This is a genomic window from Rhodococcus sp. JVH1, assembly GCF_000280725.2.
GTDB classification, from domain to species: Bacteria; Actinomycetota; Actinomycetes; order Mycobacteriales; family Mycobacteriaceae; genus Rhodococcus_F; species Rhodococcus_F jostii_A.
In genome coordinates this window covers 5,276,395-5,292,639 of record NZ_CP166289.1, presented here as the reverse complement: position 1 = coordinate 5,292,639, position 16,245 = coordinate 5,276,395, and the positions used below count along the sequence as shown (strand labels likewise).

Here is a 16,245-nt window from a genome sequence, read left to right as displayed (position 1 = left end):
CCGCTCCTCACACCGTGGAGGTATGCCACCTTGAGCACCCTCGAAGAACGAATCCGCCGCCTCGAAGACCTGGAGGCCATCCGGTACCTCGACGCGCAGTACTGCCGCCATCTCGACGACGGCAACTGGGACGCCCTGATGGATCTGTTCACCGACGACGGCGAATTCGACGGGCTGTCCAACCCGAAGGGCAAGAGCGAGATGCGGGCGTTCTTCGCCGGCCTCGCCCCCGGCGGGCTCACCGCGTTCTGGCACTTCATCACCAACCTGGAAATCGACCTCGACGGCGATCGCGCCACCGTCCGCTCGTTCCTGTGGCAGCCCTGCGTGTCCGACGGCAACGCCTCCATCGCCGCCGGCCGCTACACGGACGAGGCCGTCAAAGTCGACGGCCGCTGGTTGTACCGCGTCAAGCAGGTGCGCTTCCACTACTTCGGTCCGCTCGCGGAGGGCTGGGACGAGAACCAGTTCGCGCTCGACTCGGCGCGACGTGCGGCGGTGAACGCGTGACCACCGAGTCCCCCGCCACCGCGGCGAGCGCAGCAGTCTGGTCACCGATTCTCGTGTTGCCGGAGTTCGTCGAACTGCGGCGTCGACGCCGGGCGGTCACTGCCGGACTCGGCCTGATCGCGATCGCACTGTTCTCAGGCTTTCTCGTCGGATTCGCGTTCTTCCCCGAATTCCTCGGCGACAACTCGGCGTTCGGCATTCCGCTGTCGCTGTGGGTGGTCTTCTCCCAGTTCGCCGGCACCTGGGTGCTCGTGTACGCGTACTTCCGGCTTTCCCGAACCTATATCCAACCCGCAGCCGATGCCGCAGTCCGGGCCATCGCGCAACGTGATCAGGAGGTTGCCTCATGACCGGCGACGCCGATTTCCTCGCCATCGGCATCTGCGCTGCCGTCATCTCACTCACGCTGTGGGTGACCTTCGCCGCATCGCGCCGAAGCCGGAGCGCCACCGGGTTCTTCGCTGCGGGACGCTCGATCACCGGCTGGCAGAACGGTTTCGCGATCGCCGGCGAATTCATTTCCGCCGGTAGCTTCCTGGGCACCACCGGCTTGATCTTCTACAAGGGCGTCGACGGCGCCGTCATTCTGTGCACGTCCGTGGTCTCCTTCCTCCCCGTCCTCTTCCTCCTCGCCGAGAAGATGCGGAACGTCGGAAAGTTCACGCTCGCGGATGTTCTGGTGTTCCGGACCGGCGCACGACGCGTCCGGGTGGTGGTTGCGCTCAGCACCATCGTCACCGGCACGTTCGTGCTGCTCGCCCAGCTCGTGGCGGCGGGTGTCCTGCTCGAGTCCGTCTCGGGGATCCCGTTCGGGCTCTCCGTCGTGGTGGCCGGATCACTCATGGGCATCTACGTCTTCGTCGGCGGAATGCTGGCGACCACGTGGGTTCAGGTGATCAAGTCGTCCATCCTGTCGATCCTGGCGATCGTGGTGTGCCTCGGGATCCTCGCGAAGTTCGGCTTCAGCGTGCCCGGCATGCTCGGGGCGGCAACCTCGAACGCGGCAGCCGGAGACGCGATCCTCTCGCCGGGTCTGATCTTCGGGCAGACCGGTGCGATCAACCTGATCTCGTACTCCCTGGCGTTCGCGCTCGGCACGGCCGGTATGGCACACATCCTGATTCGCTTCTTCACCGTCCCCGAGGCCGCGACGGCCCGGAAGTCGCTGGGCTGGACCGTCGCACTGTGCAGCATCTTCTATCTGATCGTCATCGTCATGGGCTTCGGCACCGCCGCGCTTCTCGGTCCCGACGGGGCGGATCGTGTCGGCGCCGGCGGCAATCTCGCGGCACCCACGCTGGTCACGGAACTGGGCGGAGGCGTCGGCACCATCGGTGGTTCGATAGCGCTGGCCATGGTGGCTGCCGTCGCGTTCGCGAGCATCGTCGCCGTCGTCGCGGGCGTCGTGATCTCGGCTGCGGGAACGTTCGCCCACGACGTGTGGCCCACCCTCACCCGCCGGAAGTCGGCCGACGCCGGCACGGAGACTGCGGATGCCCGCGAGGCGAAGATCGCCCGGTATGCGGCGGTCGCGTTCAGCGTCGTCGCGATCGGACTGACGATGGCGATCGGCGACACTACAAATATCACCTACTTCATGGGTATGGCCTTCATGGTCGCCGGCAGTGCGCACCTGCCCAGCCTGCTGCTCAGCCTCAACTGGCGGCGGTTCAACAGCACAGGCGCCGTGTGGGGCATCTCGGTCGGATTGGCATCCACCGTGGTCAGCCTGATGTTCACGGAGGCGCTCTGGCTCGGTAGTGGTCCGGCGCCGCTGACCATTCAGTTGCCGGTGATCATCACGATGCCGCTCGGGTTGGCCGCCGCTGTGATCGGCTCACTCGCCGGCGAACGCTTTCACGGACGTTCGGCGGATCGAGACGAGAAGTTCGCCGAGATGCTGGTTCGAGCCGAGACCGGTATCGGCGCGGAACTCGCCGAGACGCACTAGGTTTCACGCTCGGCCGCTGCCCTCGCCATCGCGGCGGGGGCAGCGGCCGTGACGTGGTTCCGGCGCGACCCTGGACAGCTCCTGTACCTATCGGTACAGTCTGTACTGAAAGGTACAAGACCTCCCGAAGGAGCGCTCACCATGTCCGTTCGACCACCCGTCCCACCGTTCACGCGCGACACCGCGATCGCGAAGGTTCGCGCCGCCGAGGACGGCTGGAATTCTCGTGATCCCGAGAAGGTCGCGCAGGCTTACACCGAGGACAGTTGGTGGCGCAATCGGTCCACCTTTCTGCAAGGGCGCCGCGAGATCGTAAACTTCCTCGCCGGGAAGTGGGACCGCGAACTGGAATACCGTCTGATCAAGGAACTGTGGGCGCACGACGGGAATCGGATCGCGGTCCGGTTCGCGTACGAGTTCCACAACACCGACGGGCAGTGGTTCCGCGCGTACGGCAACGAGAACTGGCAGTTCGACGACAACGGTCTGATGCGGTGGCGTCACGCCAGCATCAACGACGTGCCGATCGACGAATCCGACCGCAAGTTCTTCTGGGACATGTCCGGCGTGCGACCGTCGGATCATCCCGGGCTGAGCGATCTCGGCCTCTGACCGGCACACGTGGAGTAGTCATGCCCCGAGCAGTAGCCGAGCGCGGCGACGTCGTCCCCGTGCTGGCGGAGGTGTTCCGATCCCACGGGTTCGACGGCGCGAGCCTGGCCGTCATCACCGAGCACACCGGACTCGGCAAAGGCAGCCTGTACAACTTCTTCCCCCGCGGCAAGGACGAGATGGCCGAGGCCGTCCTCGACGAGGTCGACGCCTGGTTCCAGACCGCCGTATACCTGCCGCTGCGCGGGTCCGAGCCCGCCGCCGCCCGTCTGGAGCGGATGTTCGACGAGGTCGAGACGTACTTCCGGTCGGGTCGCCGAATCTGCCTGTTCGGCGCGTTCGCGCTCGGCCTCGAACGCGACCGCTTCGCCGACCGGGTCCGCGCCTACTTCACCGATTGGGTCGATTCGCTCGCCGGCGCCCTCGCCGACGCCGGCCACGGCAGGCCGTCGCGGCCGCTCGCCGAGGAGGTCGTCGCGGGAATCCAGGGCGCGCTCGTCCTGGCGCGTGCCCTGGACGACCCCGACAGCTTCACGCGCATCCTCACCCGGCTACGCCGCTCGGTCGGGGATCCGACGACATCGCGCGCGTAGGATTCGAATGCGTCAACTCGAGAAGTGAGGCAGCCGTGATCTTCATCGTCGTCAACTTCACCGTGAAACCGGACCACGCGGACGGCTGGCTCGACCTGGTGCAGCCGTTCACCGACGCGACCCGAAACGAACCGGGCAACCTGTGGTTCTACTGGTCGCGGGCGGTGGAGGATCCGAATCTGTACGTCCTCGTCGAAGCATTCCGTGACGACGACGCCGCCGTCGCCCACGTGCAGAGCGAGCATTTCCGGAACGCCATGCGCGAGTTGAAACCCGCCCTCGCGCAGACGCCGCGGATCATCAACACCACGATCGACGGCACCGAGGTGTCGCTGATGGGTGAACTCGAAGTCGACTGACCCCGCCCGGCTTCACCCTGAAGTCGCATGCACAGCGCGTTAGCCTGGACACGTGGCTTCCGATCTCACCGAATTCGACGCAGTGATCTTCGACTTCTCCGGCACACTGTTCCGGCTGGAGGAGGACGACAGTTGGATGGCCGATCTCACCGACCACGACGGTGAACCGTTCGACCTCCACCAGCAGGCCGAGTTGATGCGGCGCATGACGGCGCCCGTCGGTCAGACCGTCGAGATGGATGCCGCCGAGCACCACGCGTGGACCAACCGCGACCTCGACCCTCGGTTCCACCGGCAGGCGTACCTCGACGTCCTGCGCAAGTCCGGGGTCGCGCACGAGGACCAGGCGGTCGGGCTGTACGAGCGGGTCATCGACCCGGGATGCTGGAGCGCATACCCCGATACCGCAGAAGTGCTTGCGTCACTGAAGGACCGGGGAATCAAGGTCGCGGTGCTGAGCAACATCGCGTTCGACATCCGGCCCGCGTTCGCGGACCTGGGAGTCGAGCATCTCGTCGACGCGTTCGTGCTGTCGTTCGAGGTGGGCGCGATCAAACCGGACCCGAAGATCTTCGAGCACGCCCTCGCCGCACTCGGTTCCGAGCCCGAACGAACTCTCATGATCGGCGACAGCGAGGAAGCCGACGGCGCGGCCCGAAACGTGGGCTGCGCGTTCGCACTCGTCGAACCCCGTCCCCTCGCGGAGCGCCCGGACGGCCTCCGAACAGCCCTCGGTGCCTTCGGCCTGTGAGTACTTATTAACCACGGGCGGTTAATAAGTACTCACGGGCGCGAAGCGCGACCGGTGATGAGAGGAAGATCGCGTGCGGTCACCAGCCCGGGCTTCGCCTCGACCACGGCGTGCACCGAATTCACCAGCCGCATCGCGGTGACGATCATCCCCGACACGTTGTGGTCACCGTGCTCGCCGTGGTGAGTGAACTCGACGGTCATCACGGGCTCGCCCGTGATGTCGATGCGGTAGCACCCGTCGCCGCGGGTGGGTTTCGGCCAGTCCGGTTTCTGTTCGGGGTGGGTGCGGGTGACGTGCTCGAGGACCACGCGGGGCACCCCGTCGACCGTGCCGACGACTTCGAACCGCACCGCCGCCGCCGTTCCCTTCGCGATGTGGCACGAGAGAATGTCCAGGTCCTGCTCGGCGGGGATGCGTTCGAACTTCTCCACCAGCGGTTCGTCGAGCGTGAGGTCCAGTCCCGCAGCGATCTGGCGGACGACGCTCCCCCACGCCAGCGACAGCACGCCCGGCTGGAACAGCATCGGCGTCTCCTCGACGGGTTTACCGAAACCGAAGATCTCGGTCATCACCACCGGCTGGTAGTAGGTGGAGTAGTCGGCGATCTCGGAGCATCGCACCTCGTCGATCCGCTGCGACAGGCTCGTCATGGCCAGCGGCAGAACGTCGTTCGCGAATCCGGGGTCGATACCGTTCACGTGGAGGCTCGCGTCTCCCTGCTCGCCGGCGTCGTGGATGCGGTCGACGAGTTCGTCCGGGACCACACCGATCGGGTACTGCAACAGAACAGGTCCCGAGGACACGACGTTGATGCCCGCCTCGAGGAAGGAGATCAGGTCCTCGATGGCGTCGAAGATGCGGTCGTCCGTCATCGCGGTGTGCACGATGCAGTCCGGCTTCAGGGCGAGAAGTGCCGCCTTGTCGCCGGTCGCCTTCACCCCGAGTTCTCTTCCGAGACCGGCCAGCTCCCCGGCGTCCTTCCCGACCTTCTCCGGATTGGACACCCACACGCCGACCAGTTCGAGGTCGTCGCGGGCGTCGATCCCTGCGATGGCGTGACGCCCGACCGTACCGGTGGACCATTCGACGACGCGGTATCTCATGAGTTCTCTCCGAGTTCCAGAAGTAGCACCCCTCCCGCGAATGTAACAGGTTCTAGTTTACCCGGGTGGACGATTGCCGAAGAGCGCCGTCGCGGTTCGGCGTCAGGGAGAATCCATACGTATGACACCCACCGACGTCTACCGCGCACCGATGCGTTCCCGTCGCGACGACGTGGACCCAGAGCTCGCGGTGCAGCGCGCGCTCGCGATGGACGTGTGTGGAATCGGCGGGTTGCTGGCCCCACCTCCTGTCGATCTGAGCGAGGCGCTCGATGCGACCGAGCGCACCTACGGCGATCCGGCCGCACGCCGGCTCGAACGCTTCACGCAGGTGCTGGACGGATCGTTCGTCTGGTCGCGTGACGCCGACGGGCTCTACCTCCTCGGCCGGATCGACGGTCCGTGGCGCTACGACTCGAGTCCGGAGGCCGCGGCTGTGGATCTGGTGCACCTCCGAGACTGCGAGTGGCTCGACGCACCCGTCGCCGAGCTCGACGTACCGCCCGCGACCGTGCACACCTTCGCCCGCGGTGGACGCAACTTCCAGCAGACCCACCACCCTGACATCGCCGAGCAGACGCAGCGCGTGTGGGACCGCGGAAGGCGGTGACCCGACGATCCGCGAGGCACAATGCGGGTGTGCCGGATCTTGAACTGCCGACGAACCTCGTGCGAGAGATGGCCGAGTACGACGCACCCGACGCGCCGCGCCGAACGTGGCTGGTGATCGATCCCAAACCGTATGTCGGCGATCCGACGTACGACGTGCTGCAGCACATGCTCGACCATGTCGACCGCCTCGCCGCCGACCCCGTCGGATTCGCGAGCCGGATGGCGGGCCTGCTCGGCCTCGACCGCGAGCGGTTGCGCCTGTGGCTGTTCGCGCGCTGCGTGGAGGGGTCGATCGACCAGCCCCGGCTCTGGCACATTGCCGCGATGCTTCACCTGTGAGTACTTATTAACCGCCCGTGGTTAATAAGTACTCACAGGTGAAGCTACCAGCGGTACCCGAGCAGGCCGAGGACGAATTCGAGCCAGTCGGGAAGTCCGGGGTCGCGGAACATCGAGGGCCTCCTCAGCACGGTGCAACGGTGTCGATCTCTCTATCGGCAGCGAAGACCCCGGCGTTAGAGCACTGCACCACGCGGGATTTACAAATCTTCATATTTGTCTAGACCCTGGATCAAAGTCCGTGTACTGTCCAACTGAGAGTGAGCTGGTTCATACCGGTACGGCCACTGGACGAGGAGGTTCGGATCGTGACGACGTCGAATATCAGCAGGATGGCAGGAGAGGCACCACCGGAAGCGTGGCGTGACCGCAAGCGCTACCTGTGGTTGATGGGATTGATTCCCCCGACCTCACTGTTCCTCGCTGCGGGGCTCGTGTGGGCTTTCAACCAATTGGGATGGTCGGCGGCGGCTCCGGTGTGGTGGTGGATCGGCGCCCTGCTGCTGTTCGGACTGCTTCCACTCCTCGACAGGTTCTTCGGGCCCGACGGCCAGAACCCTCCCGAGGAAGTGATGGAACAGCTCGAGAACGACAGGTACTACCGGTACTGCACCTACGTGTTCATCCCGTTCCAGATGGCGAGCCTGGTGTTCGCGTGCTACCTCTGGTCGGCGGACAACCTCTCCTGGCTCGGCATCGACGGCGGCCTCGGGCTGGTGTCGAAGGTCGGCGTCGCGTTCACCGTCGCCGTCATGGGCGGCATCGGCATCAACACCGCACACGAGATGGGCCACAAGAAGACCGAGCTCGAACGGTGGCTGGCCAAGATCACTCTCGCGCAGACCTTCTACGGTCACTTCTACATCGAGCACAACCGTGGCCACCACGTTCGGGTTGCCACGCCGGAGGATCCGGCGAGTTCACGCTTCGGTGAGAGCTTCTGGACGTTCCTGCCCCGCAGCGTCTGGGGAAGCCTGAAGTCGTCCTGGGAGCTCGAGAAGACGCGGATGCAGCGACTCGGCAAGAGCACGTGGAGCATTCACAACGATGTGCTCAATGCCTGGCTCATGTCGGTCGCGCTGTTCGGTGTGCTCATCGCCATCTTCGGTCCGGTCGTCATCCCGTTCCTGATCATTCAGGCGGTCTACGGTTTCTCTCTCCTCGAGACGGTCAACTACCTCGAGCACTACGGCTTGATGCGTCAGAAGACCGCCAGCGGCCGCTACGAGCGCTGCGCTCCCTCACACAGCTGGAACTCCGACCACATCGTGACCAATATCTTCTTGTACCACTTGCAGCGTCACAGCGACCATCACGCGAACCCGACCAGGCGGTACCAGACGCTCCGGAGCATGGACGGCGCCCCCAACCTGCCCAGCGGCTACGCCAGCATGATCACGCTCGCGTACTTCCCGCCGCTCTGGCGCAAGGTGATGGATCACCGCGTGCTCGACCACTACGACGGCGACATCACGCGCGTGAACATCCAACCCGGCAAGCGCGAGAAGGTGCTGGCCAAGTACAGCGGCGGAGTTCGGTGATGGCCGCCTACCAGTGCCCGGTCTGCGACTACGTCTACGACGAGGCGTCCGGCGCACCGCGTGAGGGATTCCCCGCCGGCACCGCGTGGGCCGATGTGCCCGACGACTGGTGCTGCCCCGACTGCGGGGTCCGCGAAAAGATCGATTTCGACCCGAAGGTGGCGTGACATGAGTACCGATTTCAAGCTTTACCGCTGCGCCCAATGCGGATTCGAATACGACGAGGCCGAGGGATGGCCGGAGGACGGCATCGAGCCCGGCACCAGGTGGGACGATATTCCCGAGGACTGGTCGTGCCCCGACTGCGGGGCCGCCAAGGCGGACTTCGACATGGTCGAGGTCAGCCGGGCGTGAGCGCACTGTCGAACCTTGCCACGGAACTGTCGACGGTGGTCATCGTGGGGTCCGGTATCGCAGGGGCGAGCGCCGCGCAGACGCTCCGGTCGGAAGGCTTCAGCGGGCGCGTCGTCCTGATCGGAGACGAACCCGCACCGCCGTATCGGCGGCCGACGGTGTCGAAGGACTTCCTGTCGGGTGCCACGGCCGCGGAGAAGACCGCGCTGAAACCGGACTCTTTCTGGAAGGAAAGAGATATCGAATTGATCACCGGTGCAACGGCAGTCGAACTCGACACCCGGCGGAAGTTGCTGACGCTCTCGTCCGGAGTAACACTGTCGTACAGTGCCCTGCTGCTCGCGACCGGTGGCCGGGCCCGGAAACTCGAGGGTGTCTCCGGTGCGCACGTGTTCACTCTGCGGTCGATGGCCGATGCCGATTCCCTTCGCGAGTCGATTCGGCGCACCGGTTCCCTGCTCGTGATCGGCGGAGGTCTCATCGGATGTGAGGTCGCGGCCACGGCGCGGTCGCTCGGCGCGGAGGTCACCGTCCTCGAACGGGACCCGTCGCTCCTCAGTCGAATTGTGCCCCCGGAAATCTCGACGATGATCGCGTCGCTGCACTCCGAGAACGGCGTCGACGTCCGCACGGATGTCGCCCTGTCCTCGCTCGACGTGAGCGACGACGGCTCCGCCCGCGCCACCGCGGACGACGGTCGCAGCTGGACTGCAGGCACCGTCCTCGTGTCGGTCGGCACGGTCCCCGAGGTCACGCTCGCGGTCGCGGCGGGACTGCGCGTCCACAACGGCATCACCGTCGACGGGCAGTTTCGCACCTCGGCCGACGGCGTCTACGCGGCCGGAGACGCGGCCAACATCCCCGGTGCGCGTGACTCCGAGCGATACCGTTCCGAACATTGGAACGGCGCTCAGGCGCAGGGGATTGCCGCCGCGCACTCCATCCTCGGAAAGCCCATGCCGTTCACCGACGTTCCGTGGGGGTGGTCCACGCAGTACGGCCACAACGTGCAGTTCGCCGGCGCGACCCGTTTCGACGACGACTACGTGGTCCGCGGTTCGATCGACGATCGCGATTTCACAGCGGTCGCGGTCCGTGGGAGCACGCCGGTCGGGGTCATCGCCGTGGGCCGCCCGAAAGACCTCCGCACCGTGCGCACGATGATCGCCCGGGGCGGCACAGTCGACCGCGCCGCGCTGGCGGAGGAGTCGGTTGCTCTGACCGACGTGCTCGCCGGCGAGCGGGAAGGTCGGGTCGCGGCCGCCCGCTAGCATCGAGGTCATGTCCGCAGACGACCGCACCGAGCGACAGAGTCGATACCGGCTGGCCGCGACGTCGCTGATGCGGGAGACAACCCTCGATGCGCTTCGGGAACTGCTGCTCGAACGTCCGTGGCCGACAATCACCATGACCGACGTCGCGGTTGCCGCGGGGCTGAGCAGGCAGACGATCTACAAAGAGTTCCGATCGCGGCGCGGGTTGGCGGAGGGGTACGCACTTCGGCTGACCGACAGCCTCGTCACCGTCATCGAATCCGCTCTGTACGAGAACCCCGGCGACGCGACAACTGCTCTGCGGGAAGGGTATGCGACGTTCTTCGAACTCAGCGGAGCCGATCCCCTGGTGATGTCGCTGCACCAGGGGAAGGCACCCGAGGATCTGTTGCGCCTGATCACGACGGACAGCAACATCATCATCCGCCCCGCGGCCGAACGGCTGGCACAGACGTTGCAACGGTCGTGGGTGAACTCGTCCCCGGACGACGCGGACATCATCGCGCACGCCATCGTCCGGCTCGCCTTGAGTTTCATCGCCAACCCACCCGAGGACACCGCGGCGGCGTCGGCGAACACCGCCCGGCTGTTCGCCCCGTTCGTTGCGGCTCCGCCACCCGTGAGTACTTATTAACCGCCCGACGTTAATAAGTACTCACGGGGGCGTCAGCCCAAAGGCGTGCCGACGTAGTTCTCGGCGATGAGGGTGCGGCCGGCCACGGAGCGGGTGACCATGTCCAGTTCGGCGACCTGCCGCTTGTGGCCGAATCCGGTGTCGTCGGGGAGTCGGTGCAGCATCGAGGACATCCACCAGGAGAAGTGCTGGGTCCGCCACACGCGCGGGAGGACGCTGTCGGTGTAACCCTCGAGCCCGGCCCGGCTGCGGGTGGCGAAGTATTCGGCCATCGCCTTGGACAGGAAGTACACATCGGCGATCGCCAGGTTCATGCCCTTGGCGCCGGTGGGGGGCACGGTGTGGGCGGCGTCGCCGGCGAGGAAGAGGTTGCCGTGCTGCATGGGTTCGCACACGAAGCTGCGGAACTGCAGGATCGACTTCTGGAAGATCTTGCCGTCCTTAATCTCCGCGCCTTCGCCGTCGACGCGGGCGTGCAGTTCCGACCAGATGCGGTCGTCGGACCAATTGTCGACGGAGTCGTCCGGGTCGACCTGCAGGTAGTGCCGCTGGACCTCCGGGGTGCGGGTGCTGATGAGCGCGAAGCCGCGGGGGTGGTTGGCGTAGATCAGTTCCTCGGACGACGGCGGGGCCTCGGCGAGGATGCCGAACCAGGCGAACGGGTACTGGCGGAAGTGGTCGGTGCGCACGGTGGTCTCGGGGATGAGACCGCGGGTGGTGGTCCGCGAGCCGTCGCAGCCGGCGACGAGTGCGCAGGTGAGTGTCTGCTCGTTGCCGTCGGCGTCGAGGTAGGTGATCTTCGGGTTGTCGGACGTGTGGTCCAGAACCTGCACGTCGGAGACGCCGAAGCGGATGTCGCCGTCGTCGTCGAGACGCCGGGCGATGAGATCCTTGAGGACCTCGTGCTGCGGGTAGACGGTGACGGCGCGGCCACCGGTCAGTTCGTCGAAGTCGATGCGGTGGCCGCGACCGCCGAACCGCAGTTCGATGCCGTGGTGGGTGAGTCCTTCACGCTTGACGCGGTCGCCGAGTCCGGTGTCGACCATCAGGTCGACGGTGTTCTGTTCGAGCACACCGGCCCGGATCGTGCCCTCCACCTCCTCGCGGGTGCGGATTTCGAGCACGACGGAATCGATGCCCTTCAGGTGCAGGAGATGGGACAGCATCAGTCCTGCGGGACCCCCGCCGACGATCCCGACCTGTGTGTTCATGAGCAGACTCCTCGCGTAGTTCGTGACACCAGTCACTGTGCTGCCCGCCGTGTGATCGCAACACCCCCTCTTTCACTGAGTGAAAGACGAGCTACGCGACGCCGCGGGAAATGCCGCGCGCGGCCGCCCGCACCGCCGGGATCAGGGGCGCGGGATCCTTCTCCGCCGGAACCACGACGGACACCGCGGCCACCACCTCACCCGTCGACCGCGACACCGGCGCGGCCACGGCCAGCGTTCCGACGTTGAGGTGTTCGCGGCACGTGACCCACCCGGTCCGGCGAATGTCGTCGAGGGTGCTGCGCAGCCGATGTTCGGTGGTGATGGTCGACGGGGTGAAGCGTTCGAGGCCCGCCGCGAGAACCTCGTCGAGCAGGTCTTTGCCGCCGAACGCCAACAGCACCAGGCCGCCGCTCGACGCGTGCAGCGGCAACCGGCCACCGGCCCTCCCGACGACGGTCACGGCACCCCGCGCCGACAGCCGTTCGATGTAGAGCGCCTCGAGATCTTCCCGGACCACGAGCTGGACGTTCTCGCGCGTCGCCTCGTACAGGTCCTCGAGGTACGGCAACGCCACCTGCCGCAATCCGTGGGCGCGGGGCGCGAGCGCACCCAACTCCCACAGCCGCACCCCGATCTCGTAGTGCCCGTCGTCGACGCGTTCGAGGGCGCCGTTGTCGACCAGTTGACGGCACAGCCGGTGCACCGTCGGCAGCGGCAGTCCGGTGCGCCGGCTCAGCTCCGACTGCGACAGCCGAGGACGCTCCGAGGTGAACGAACCCAGCACCAGGAAGGCACGTCCCAGCATGCTGCGGTCGTCTTCGGCCATGCCGCCAGTATCCCGGTCACCACCAGCGGGTGGCGATGCCGATCTGCCGGTCGAGTTCGGGGACCAGGCTCCGGACGTACGTCGCCGAGAGGTGATGCGAATCGTGGTACACGAGAATGTTTCCCTGCACGACGCGGCAGATCGCCACGTCACACACGGCGTCCGTGAGGTCGAGCGGATACACCGACGGCAGGTCGCGGGCCGCCTCGAGTGTGGGGTTGTCCGGGGCCAGCACGTCGTCGCGGGGCATTCCGCAGCTGTCGGCGTCGCCGCCGTCGGCCAGGCAGTCGACGGCCGAGTACGGGACGCCGTCGTCGTGCAGCCACGGAGTGTCGCGGATGCCGAGGAACGGGAGCCGGAAATCCGCGAGCCGCGCCCACAGGCCCACGTAGTCGTCGGGGGTGACGTCGCCGGCGCCCTCCTCGTTGGGGCGCGAGGACGTCGAGAACACCCAGTCCGGCCGGTGGTCACGAAGACGGTCGAGGACGTCGCGGGACCAGTCGCCGCAGTCGGGATACGGCTCGCCGGCGAGCAGCGGGACGTCCGCGACCGTCAGCGGGCACCCCATCTTGAGGTACGTCTCGACCCGGATGCCGCGCTGCTGCCCGATCCGATCGAGCGCGGGCACCCAGTGCTCGGCGTGGGAACTGCCCACCACGGCGATCGCCCGGTCGGCGGTGAGATCGCCGTACACGCAAGTGACGACGTCGCGTGTGCTCAGATCGGAGATGCAGCCGTCGAGGGTCGGCTGCGGAAGATCTCCCGACGCCTCGAGCAGGGTGGGTCGCATGTTCGTGCGCGGCGCGAACGCGCCGTCGGTCAACGACGCCGCACCCGGGTACAGCCACGGGTCCAGCTCACCGACCCGGGCGGTCGTCTCGGGGTTGCGCACCAGATACACGTGCCAGCCGGATGCGGTCCCGACCACGGCGACGCCGAGGATCGCGACCAGCGCGGTCATCACCCGCCTCGGACGGGCGAACCCGGTCTGGAACCGCGCTTCGATCAGCCGCTGGGTGAGCCAGGCCAGCACCATCGACACGAGGATCACCGCGAGTCCGCCGAGCGCTCCGACCGCGGGCCGCTCCCGCCACGTGAGGTAGAAAATGAGGATCGGCCAGTGCCACAGGTACAGCGAGTACGCCAGGCCACCGAGTTCGACGAACGGCCGCGACGCCATCATCGTCACGACCCCCGGCTGCTCGGACCGGCCGGCGCCCGCGAGGATCAGCGCCACCGCCGCACCGACCGGGATCAGGGCCGCCGGTCCGGGGAACAGGGCGGCGCCGTCGACGAGGAACCCGCACCCGAGGACAACGGCGAACCCCGACACCGCGAGGACGGTCCGCCACCGCCGGGGCAGCGCGACGCGGTGCACGACGAGCGCGAGCAGTGCGCCCGCGAGCAGCTCCCACAGTCGCGCGAACGTGTCGAAGTACGCCCACGACTGCCGGTCCTGCGACAGCACGGCCGCGTAGGTGAAGGACGCCACGAACCCCGCACCGAGCACACCGCCGAGGATGGGACGCACGAGACCGATCCGGCGGCGGCAGATACAGGCCACACCTGCCACCACCGCGAGGGCGAGCACGTAGAACTGCCCCTGAACGGACATCGACCACAGGTGCTGCAGCGGACTGACCGACGCGTCGGCGGCGGCGTAGTCGGACGCCGTCCGGGCCAGCTGCCAGTTCTGCACGTACAGCAGTGACGCGAGGAGTTGATCCGCGATCCCCGACCACTGCGTGAACGGCCGCTGGATCACGGTCACGACCGCGGTAGCGGCCGACACCACCACGCGTGCGGGCAGCAGCCGGCGGGCGGTGCGCCGCAGGACGGCGGGAATCGACGGACCCGAATCCGCCCCGGCACGTCGCACGAGCATGCCGGTGAAGAAGAACCCGGAGAGGACCAGGAAGATGTCGACGCCGCCGGACACCCGCCCGAACCACACGTGATAGACCACGACCAGCGCGATCGCGATTCCGCGCAGACCGTCGAGGTCGTACCGGTAACCGCTTGCGGCCGACGGTGGTGCCGCGGCGTGGCTCGGACGGCTCGCCGCCACCTGGGGGTTGGGTCTCACAATCCGTCCTGGCTCATCGACTCGGTACCCGATCGATTATCCACACGGGGTTTACCAGTTCTTGACCAACCGGGGTGTGGAGTAGCCGATGTTTGACAGGCAACTATGGCGCGCCACACAATAAGTCCGCCTATAGAACTAGGGTTCGCATCGCGAACGACCCGCGCACATCACCGCCGAACGTCGAGGACACCATGACCACTTCCCAACGAAGCGCCGCCCGCGCCTCCACCGCCCTCTGGGTCGCGCCCCTCTGCTGGGTAGCCGTGCTGCTCGACGGCTTCGACCTGGTGGTCCTCGGCGCCGTCATCCCTTCCCTCCTCGACTACGAGGACTGGGGTCTGACCATGGGAACGATCACGTTCATCTCGACTTTCGGCCTGGTCGGCATGACCATCGGCGCGCTGGTCATCGGGACGCTCACCGACGTCATCGGACGCCGGCGGGCCCTCCTGTATGCCGTTGCGGCGTTCTCCGTTCTCACGCTCCTCTGCGCGGTGGCACCCAATCCGTTCTTCTTCGGACTGTTCCGTTTCCTCGCGGGAGTCGGACTCGGCGGCGCACTGCCGACGGCGCTGGCCCTGGTCAACGAGTTCTCGAAGAGGCAGGGTGGCGGCTCCGCGTCGACGCTGCTGATGACCGGATATCACGTGGGCGCCGTCGCGACCGCTGCGCTGGCGATCGTGCTGATCGAACCGTTCGGCTGGCGTTCGATGTTCGTCGTCGGCGCACTGCCCGCCGTGGTCCTGATTCCGCTGATGCTGCGGTACCTCCCCGAGTCCCCGGCGTACCTGCTGGCGCACGGCAAGCGCGCCGAGGCCGAGGCCGTCGCGAAGCAGTACGGCCTGGAACTGGAAGCGGCACCCGCCGCCGACGCTCCCGTCGCGGCCTCGGCGAACCCGGTGCGCGCCCTGTTCTCGCGTCCGTTCCTGCGCAACAGCATCGCCATCTGGGTCACGTCGTTCATGGGACTGCTGCTCGTCTACGGCCTCAACACGTGGCTGCCGACGATCATGCGCGAGGCGGGCTACAACCTCGGCGCGTCGCTGACGTTCCTGCTGATCCTCAACGCGGGCGCGGTGGTCGGACTGCTGATCGCGGGCGGCGTCGCCAACAAGATCGGCCCGCGCACCGCAGCCATCATCTGGTTCGCGGGCGCCGCGATGTTCCTCGCCCTGCTCAGCGTCAAGGTGTCGTTCGGCATCTACGCCCTGGTGTTCCTCGCCGGTTGCTTCGTGTTCAGCGCCCAGGTTCTCGTGTACGCGTTCACGAGCGCCAACCACCCGCCGCAGATCCGCGCCACCGCCCTCGGCTGGTCGGCCGGTGTGGGCCGGGTGGGCGCGATCTGCGGTCCGATCCTCGGCGGCGTCCTGCTGGGCGCCGGCTACGCGGTTCCGTGGGGCTTCTACGCATTCGCCCTGGTAGGACTGTTCGGAGCGATCGCCATCTCGTCGACGCGGACGGTGCGCTGAACTCCTGACAG

The 16,245-nt window shown here is 66.9% G+C and carries 19 protein-coding genes; 15 read left to right on the top strand and 4 right to left on the bottom strand.

All coding sequences use genetic code 11. The features are described from left to right. Window positions 1-30 precede the first annotated feature (30 nt). From JVH1_RS24565 to JVH1_RS24535, 7 genes are all read left to right on the top strand, one after another. Window positions 31-510 carry a nuclear transport factor 2 family protein gene (locus JVH1_RS24565; RefSeq protein ID WP_009475212.1) on the top strand — a complete coding sequence of 160 codons (480 nt, stop codon included), beginning with the start codon at window positions 31-33 and terminating at the stop codon, window positions 508-510. Continuing rightward, window positions 507-860, top strand: a complete 354-nt coding sequence (locus JVH1_RS24560) for a DUF485 domain-containing protein (protein ID WP_009475213.1) — start codon at window positions 507-509, stop codon at window positions 858-860. The genes JVH1_RS24565 and JVH1_RS24560 overlap by 4 nt, the downstream gene beginning before the upstream one ends. Then, window positions 857-2,461 carry a cation acetate symporter gene (locus tag JVH1_RS24555; RefSeq protein WP_009475214.1) on the top strand — a complete coding sequence of 535 codons (1,605 nt, stop codon included), beginning with the start codon at window positions 857-859 and terminating at the stop codon, window positions 2,459-2,461. The genes JVH1_RS24560 and JVH1_RS24555 overlap by 4 nt, the downstream gene beginning before the upstream one ends. Window positions 2,462-2,602: 141 nt before the next feature. Further along, window positions 2,603-3,073 carry a nuclear transport factor 2 family protein gene (locus JVH1_RS24550; RefSeq protein ID WP_009475215.1) on the top strand — a complete coding sequence of 157 codons (471 nt, stop codon included), beginning with the start codon at window positions 2,603-2,605 and terminating at the stop codon, window positions 3,071-3,073. Window positions 3,074-3,093: 20 nt separating this feature from the next. Further along, window positions 3,094-3,666, top strand: a complete 573-nt coding sequence (locus tag JVH1_RS24545) for a TetR/AcrR family transcriptional regulator (RefSeq protein WP_009475216.1) — start codon at window positions 3,094-3,096, stop codon at window positions 3,664-3,666. Window positions 3,667-3,701: 35 nt separating this feature from the next. Continuing rightward, window positions 3,702-4,025, top strand: a complete 324-nt coding sequence (locus tag JVH1_RS24540) for a putative quinol monooxygenase (RefSeq protein WP_009475217.1) — start codon at window positions 3,702-3,704, stop codon at window positions 4,023-4,025. Between the two features lie 52 nt (window positions 4,026-4,077). Then, window positions 4,078-4,776 carry an HAD family hydrolase gene (locus JVH1_RS24535; protein WP_009475218.1) on the top strand — a complete coding sequence of 233 codons (699 nt, stop codon included), beginning with the start codon at window positions 4,078-4,080 and terminating at the stop codon, window positions 4,774-4,776. Window positions 4,777-4,808: 32 nt separating this feature from the next. On the opposite strand, the gene JVH1_RS24530 is transcribed toward JVH1_RS24535, so the two are convergent. After that, window positions 4,809-5,882: a diacylglycerol kinase gene (locus JVH1_RS24530; protein ID WP_009475219.1), complete on the bottom strand. Its 1,074-nt coding sequence runs from the start codon at window positions 5,880-5,882 to the stop codon at window positions 4,809-4,811. A 121-nt stretch (window positions 5,883-6,003) separates the two neighbouring features. Here JVH1_RS24530 and JVH1_RS24525 point away from each other — a divergent pair, with 121 nt between their 5' ends. The 7 genes from JVH1_RS24525 to JVH1_RS24495 all read left to right on the top strand — a co-directional run bounded on the left by JVH1_RS24525 (window position 6,004) and on the right by JVH1_RS24495 (window position 10,636). Continuing rightward, window positions 6,004-6,492 carry a hypothetical protein gene (locus tag JVH1_RS24525; RefSeq protein ID WP_009475220.1) on the top strand — a complete coding sequence of 163 codons (489 nt, stop codon included), beginning with the start codon at window positions 6,004-6,006 and terminating at the stop codon, window positions 6,490-6,492. A 29-nt stretch (window positions 6,493-6,521) separates the two neighbouring features. Then, a complete protein-coding gene (locus JVH1_RS24520; protein WP_237735132.1) occupies window positions 6,522-6,833 on the top strand; it encodes an aminoglycoside phosphotransferase family protein in 312 nt (103 codons plus the stop codon). Between the two features lie 308 nt (window positions 6,834-7,141). Next, window positions 7,142-8,374 (top strand): alkane 1-monooxygenase, encoded by a 1,233-nt coding sequence (locus JVH1_RS24515; RefSeq protein ID WP_009475222.1) that lies wholly within the window; start codon window positions 7,142-7,144, stop codon window positions 8,372-8,374. Beyond that, window positions 8,374-8,541: a rubredoxin gene (locus JVH1_RS24510; protein WP_005251085.1), complete on the top strand. Its 168-nt coding sequence runs from the start codon at window positions 8,374-8,376 to the stop codon at window positions 8,539-8,541. Before JVH1_RS24515 ends, JVH1_RS24510 begins: the two co-directional genes overlap by 1 nt. A gap of 1 nt (window position 8,542) precedes the next feature. Continuing rightward, on the top strand, window positions 8,543-8,728 hold the full coding sequence (locus JVH1_RS24505) for a rubredoxin (protein WP_009475223.1): 186 nt from the start codon (window positions 8,543-8,545) through the stop codon (window positions 8,726-8,728). Next, the gene (locus JVH1_RS24500) at window positions 8,725-9,999 is read left to right on the top strand and encodes an NAD(P)/FAD-dependent oxidoreductase (RefSeq protein WP_009475224.1); all 1,275 of its coding nucleotides are present in this window, start codon (window positions 8,725-8,727) and stop codon (window positions 9,997-9,999) included. The genes JVH1_RS24505 and JVH1_RS24500 overlap by 4 nt, the downstream gene beginning before the upstream one ends. Window positions 10,000-10,009: 10 nt before the next feature. Next, window positions 10,010-10,636, top strand: coding sequence for a TetR family transcriptional regulator (locus tag JVH1_RS24495; protein WP_009475225.1), 627 nt, complete (start codon window positions 10,010-10,012; stop codon window positions 10,634-10,636). Between the two features lie 32 nt (window positions 10,637-10,668). On the opposite strand, the gene JVH1_RS24490 is transcribed toward JVH1_RS24495, so the two are convergent. From JVH1_RS24490 to JVH1_RS24480, 3 genes are all read right to left on the bottom strand, one after another. Further along, window positions 10,669-11,847 (bottom strand): 4-hydroxybenzoate 3-monooxygenase, encoded by a 1,179-nt coding sequence (locus tag JVH1_RS24490; RefSeq protein ID WP_009475226.1) that lies wholly within the window; start codon window positions 11,845-11,847, stop codon window positions 10,669-10,671. Window positions 11,848-11,938: 91 nt separating this feature from the next. Beyond that, on the bottom strand, window positions 11,939-12,676 hold the full coding sequence (locus tag JVH1_RS24485; protein ID WP_009475227.1) for an IclR family transcriptional regulator: 738 nt from the start codon (window positions 12,674-12,676) through the stop codon (window positions 11,939-11,941). 16 nt (window positions 12,677-12,692) lie between these two features. Then, complete coding sequence (locus tag JVH1_RS24480; RefSeq protein WP_043779057.1) at window positions 12,693-14,762, bottom strand: acyltransferase family protein; 2,070 nt, start codon at window positions 14,760-14,762, stop codon at window positions 12,693-12,695. 194 nt (window positions 14,763-14,956) lie between these two features. On the opposite strand from JVH1_RS24480, the gene JVH1_RS24475 reads away from it, so the two are divergent. Further along, window positions 14,957-16,234, top strand: coding sequence for an aromatic acid/H+ symport family MFS transporter (locus JVH1_RS24475; RefSeq protein ID WP_043779059.1), 1,278 nt, complete (start codon window positions 14,957-14,959; stop codon window positions 16,232-16,234). Window positions 16,235-16,245 lie beyond the last annotated feature (11 nt).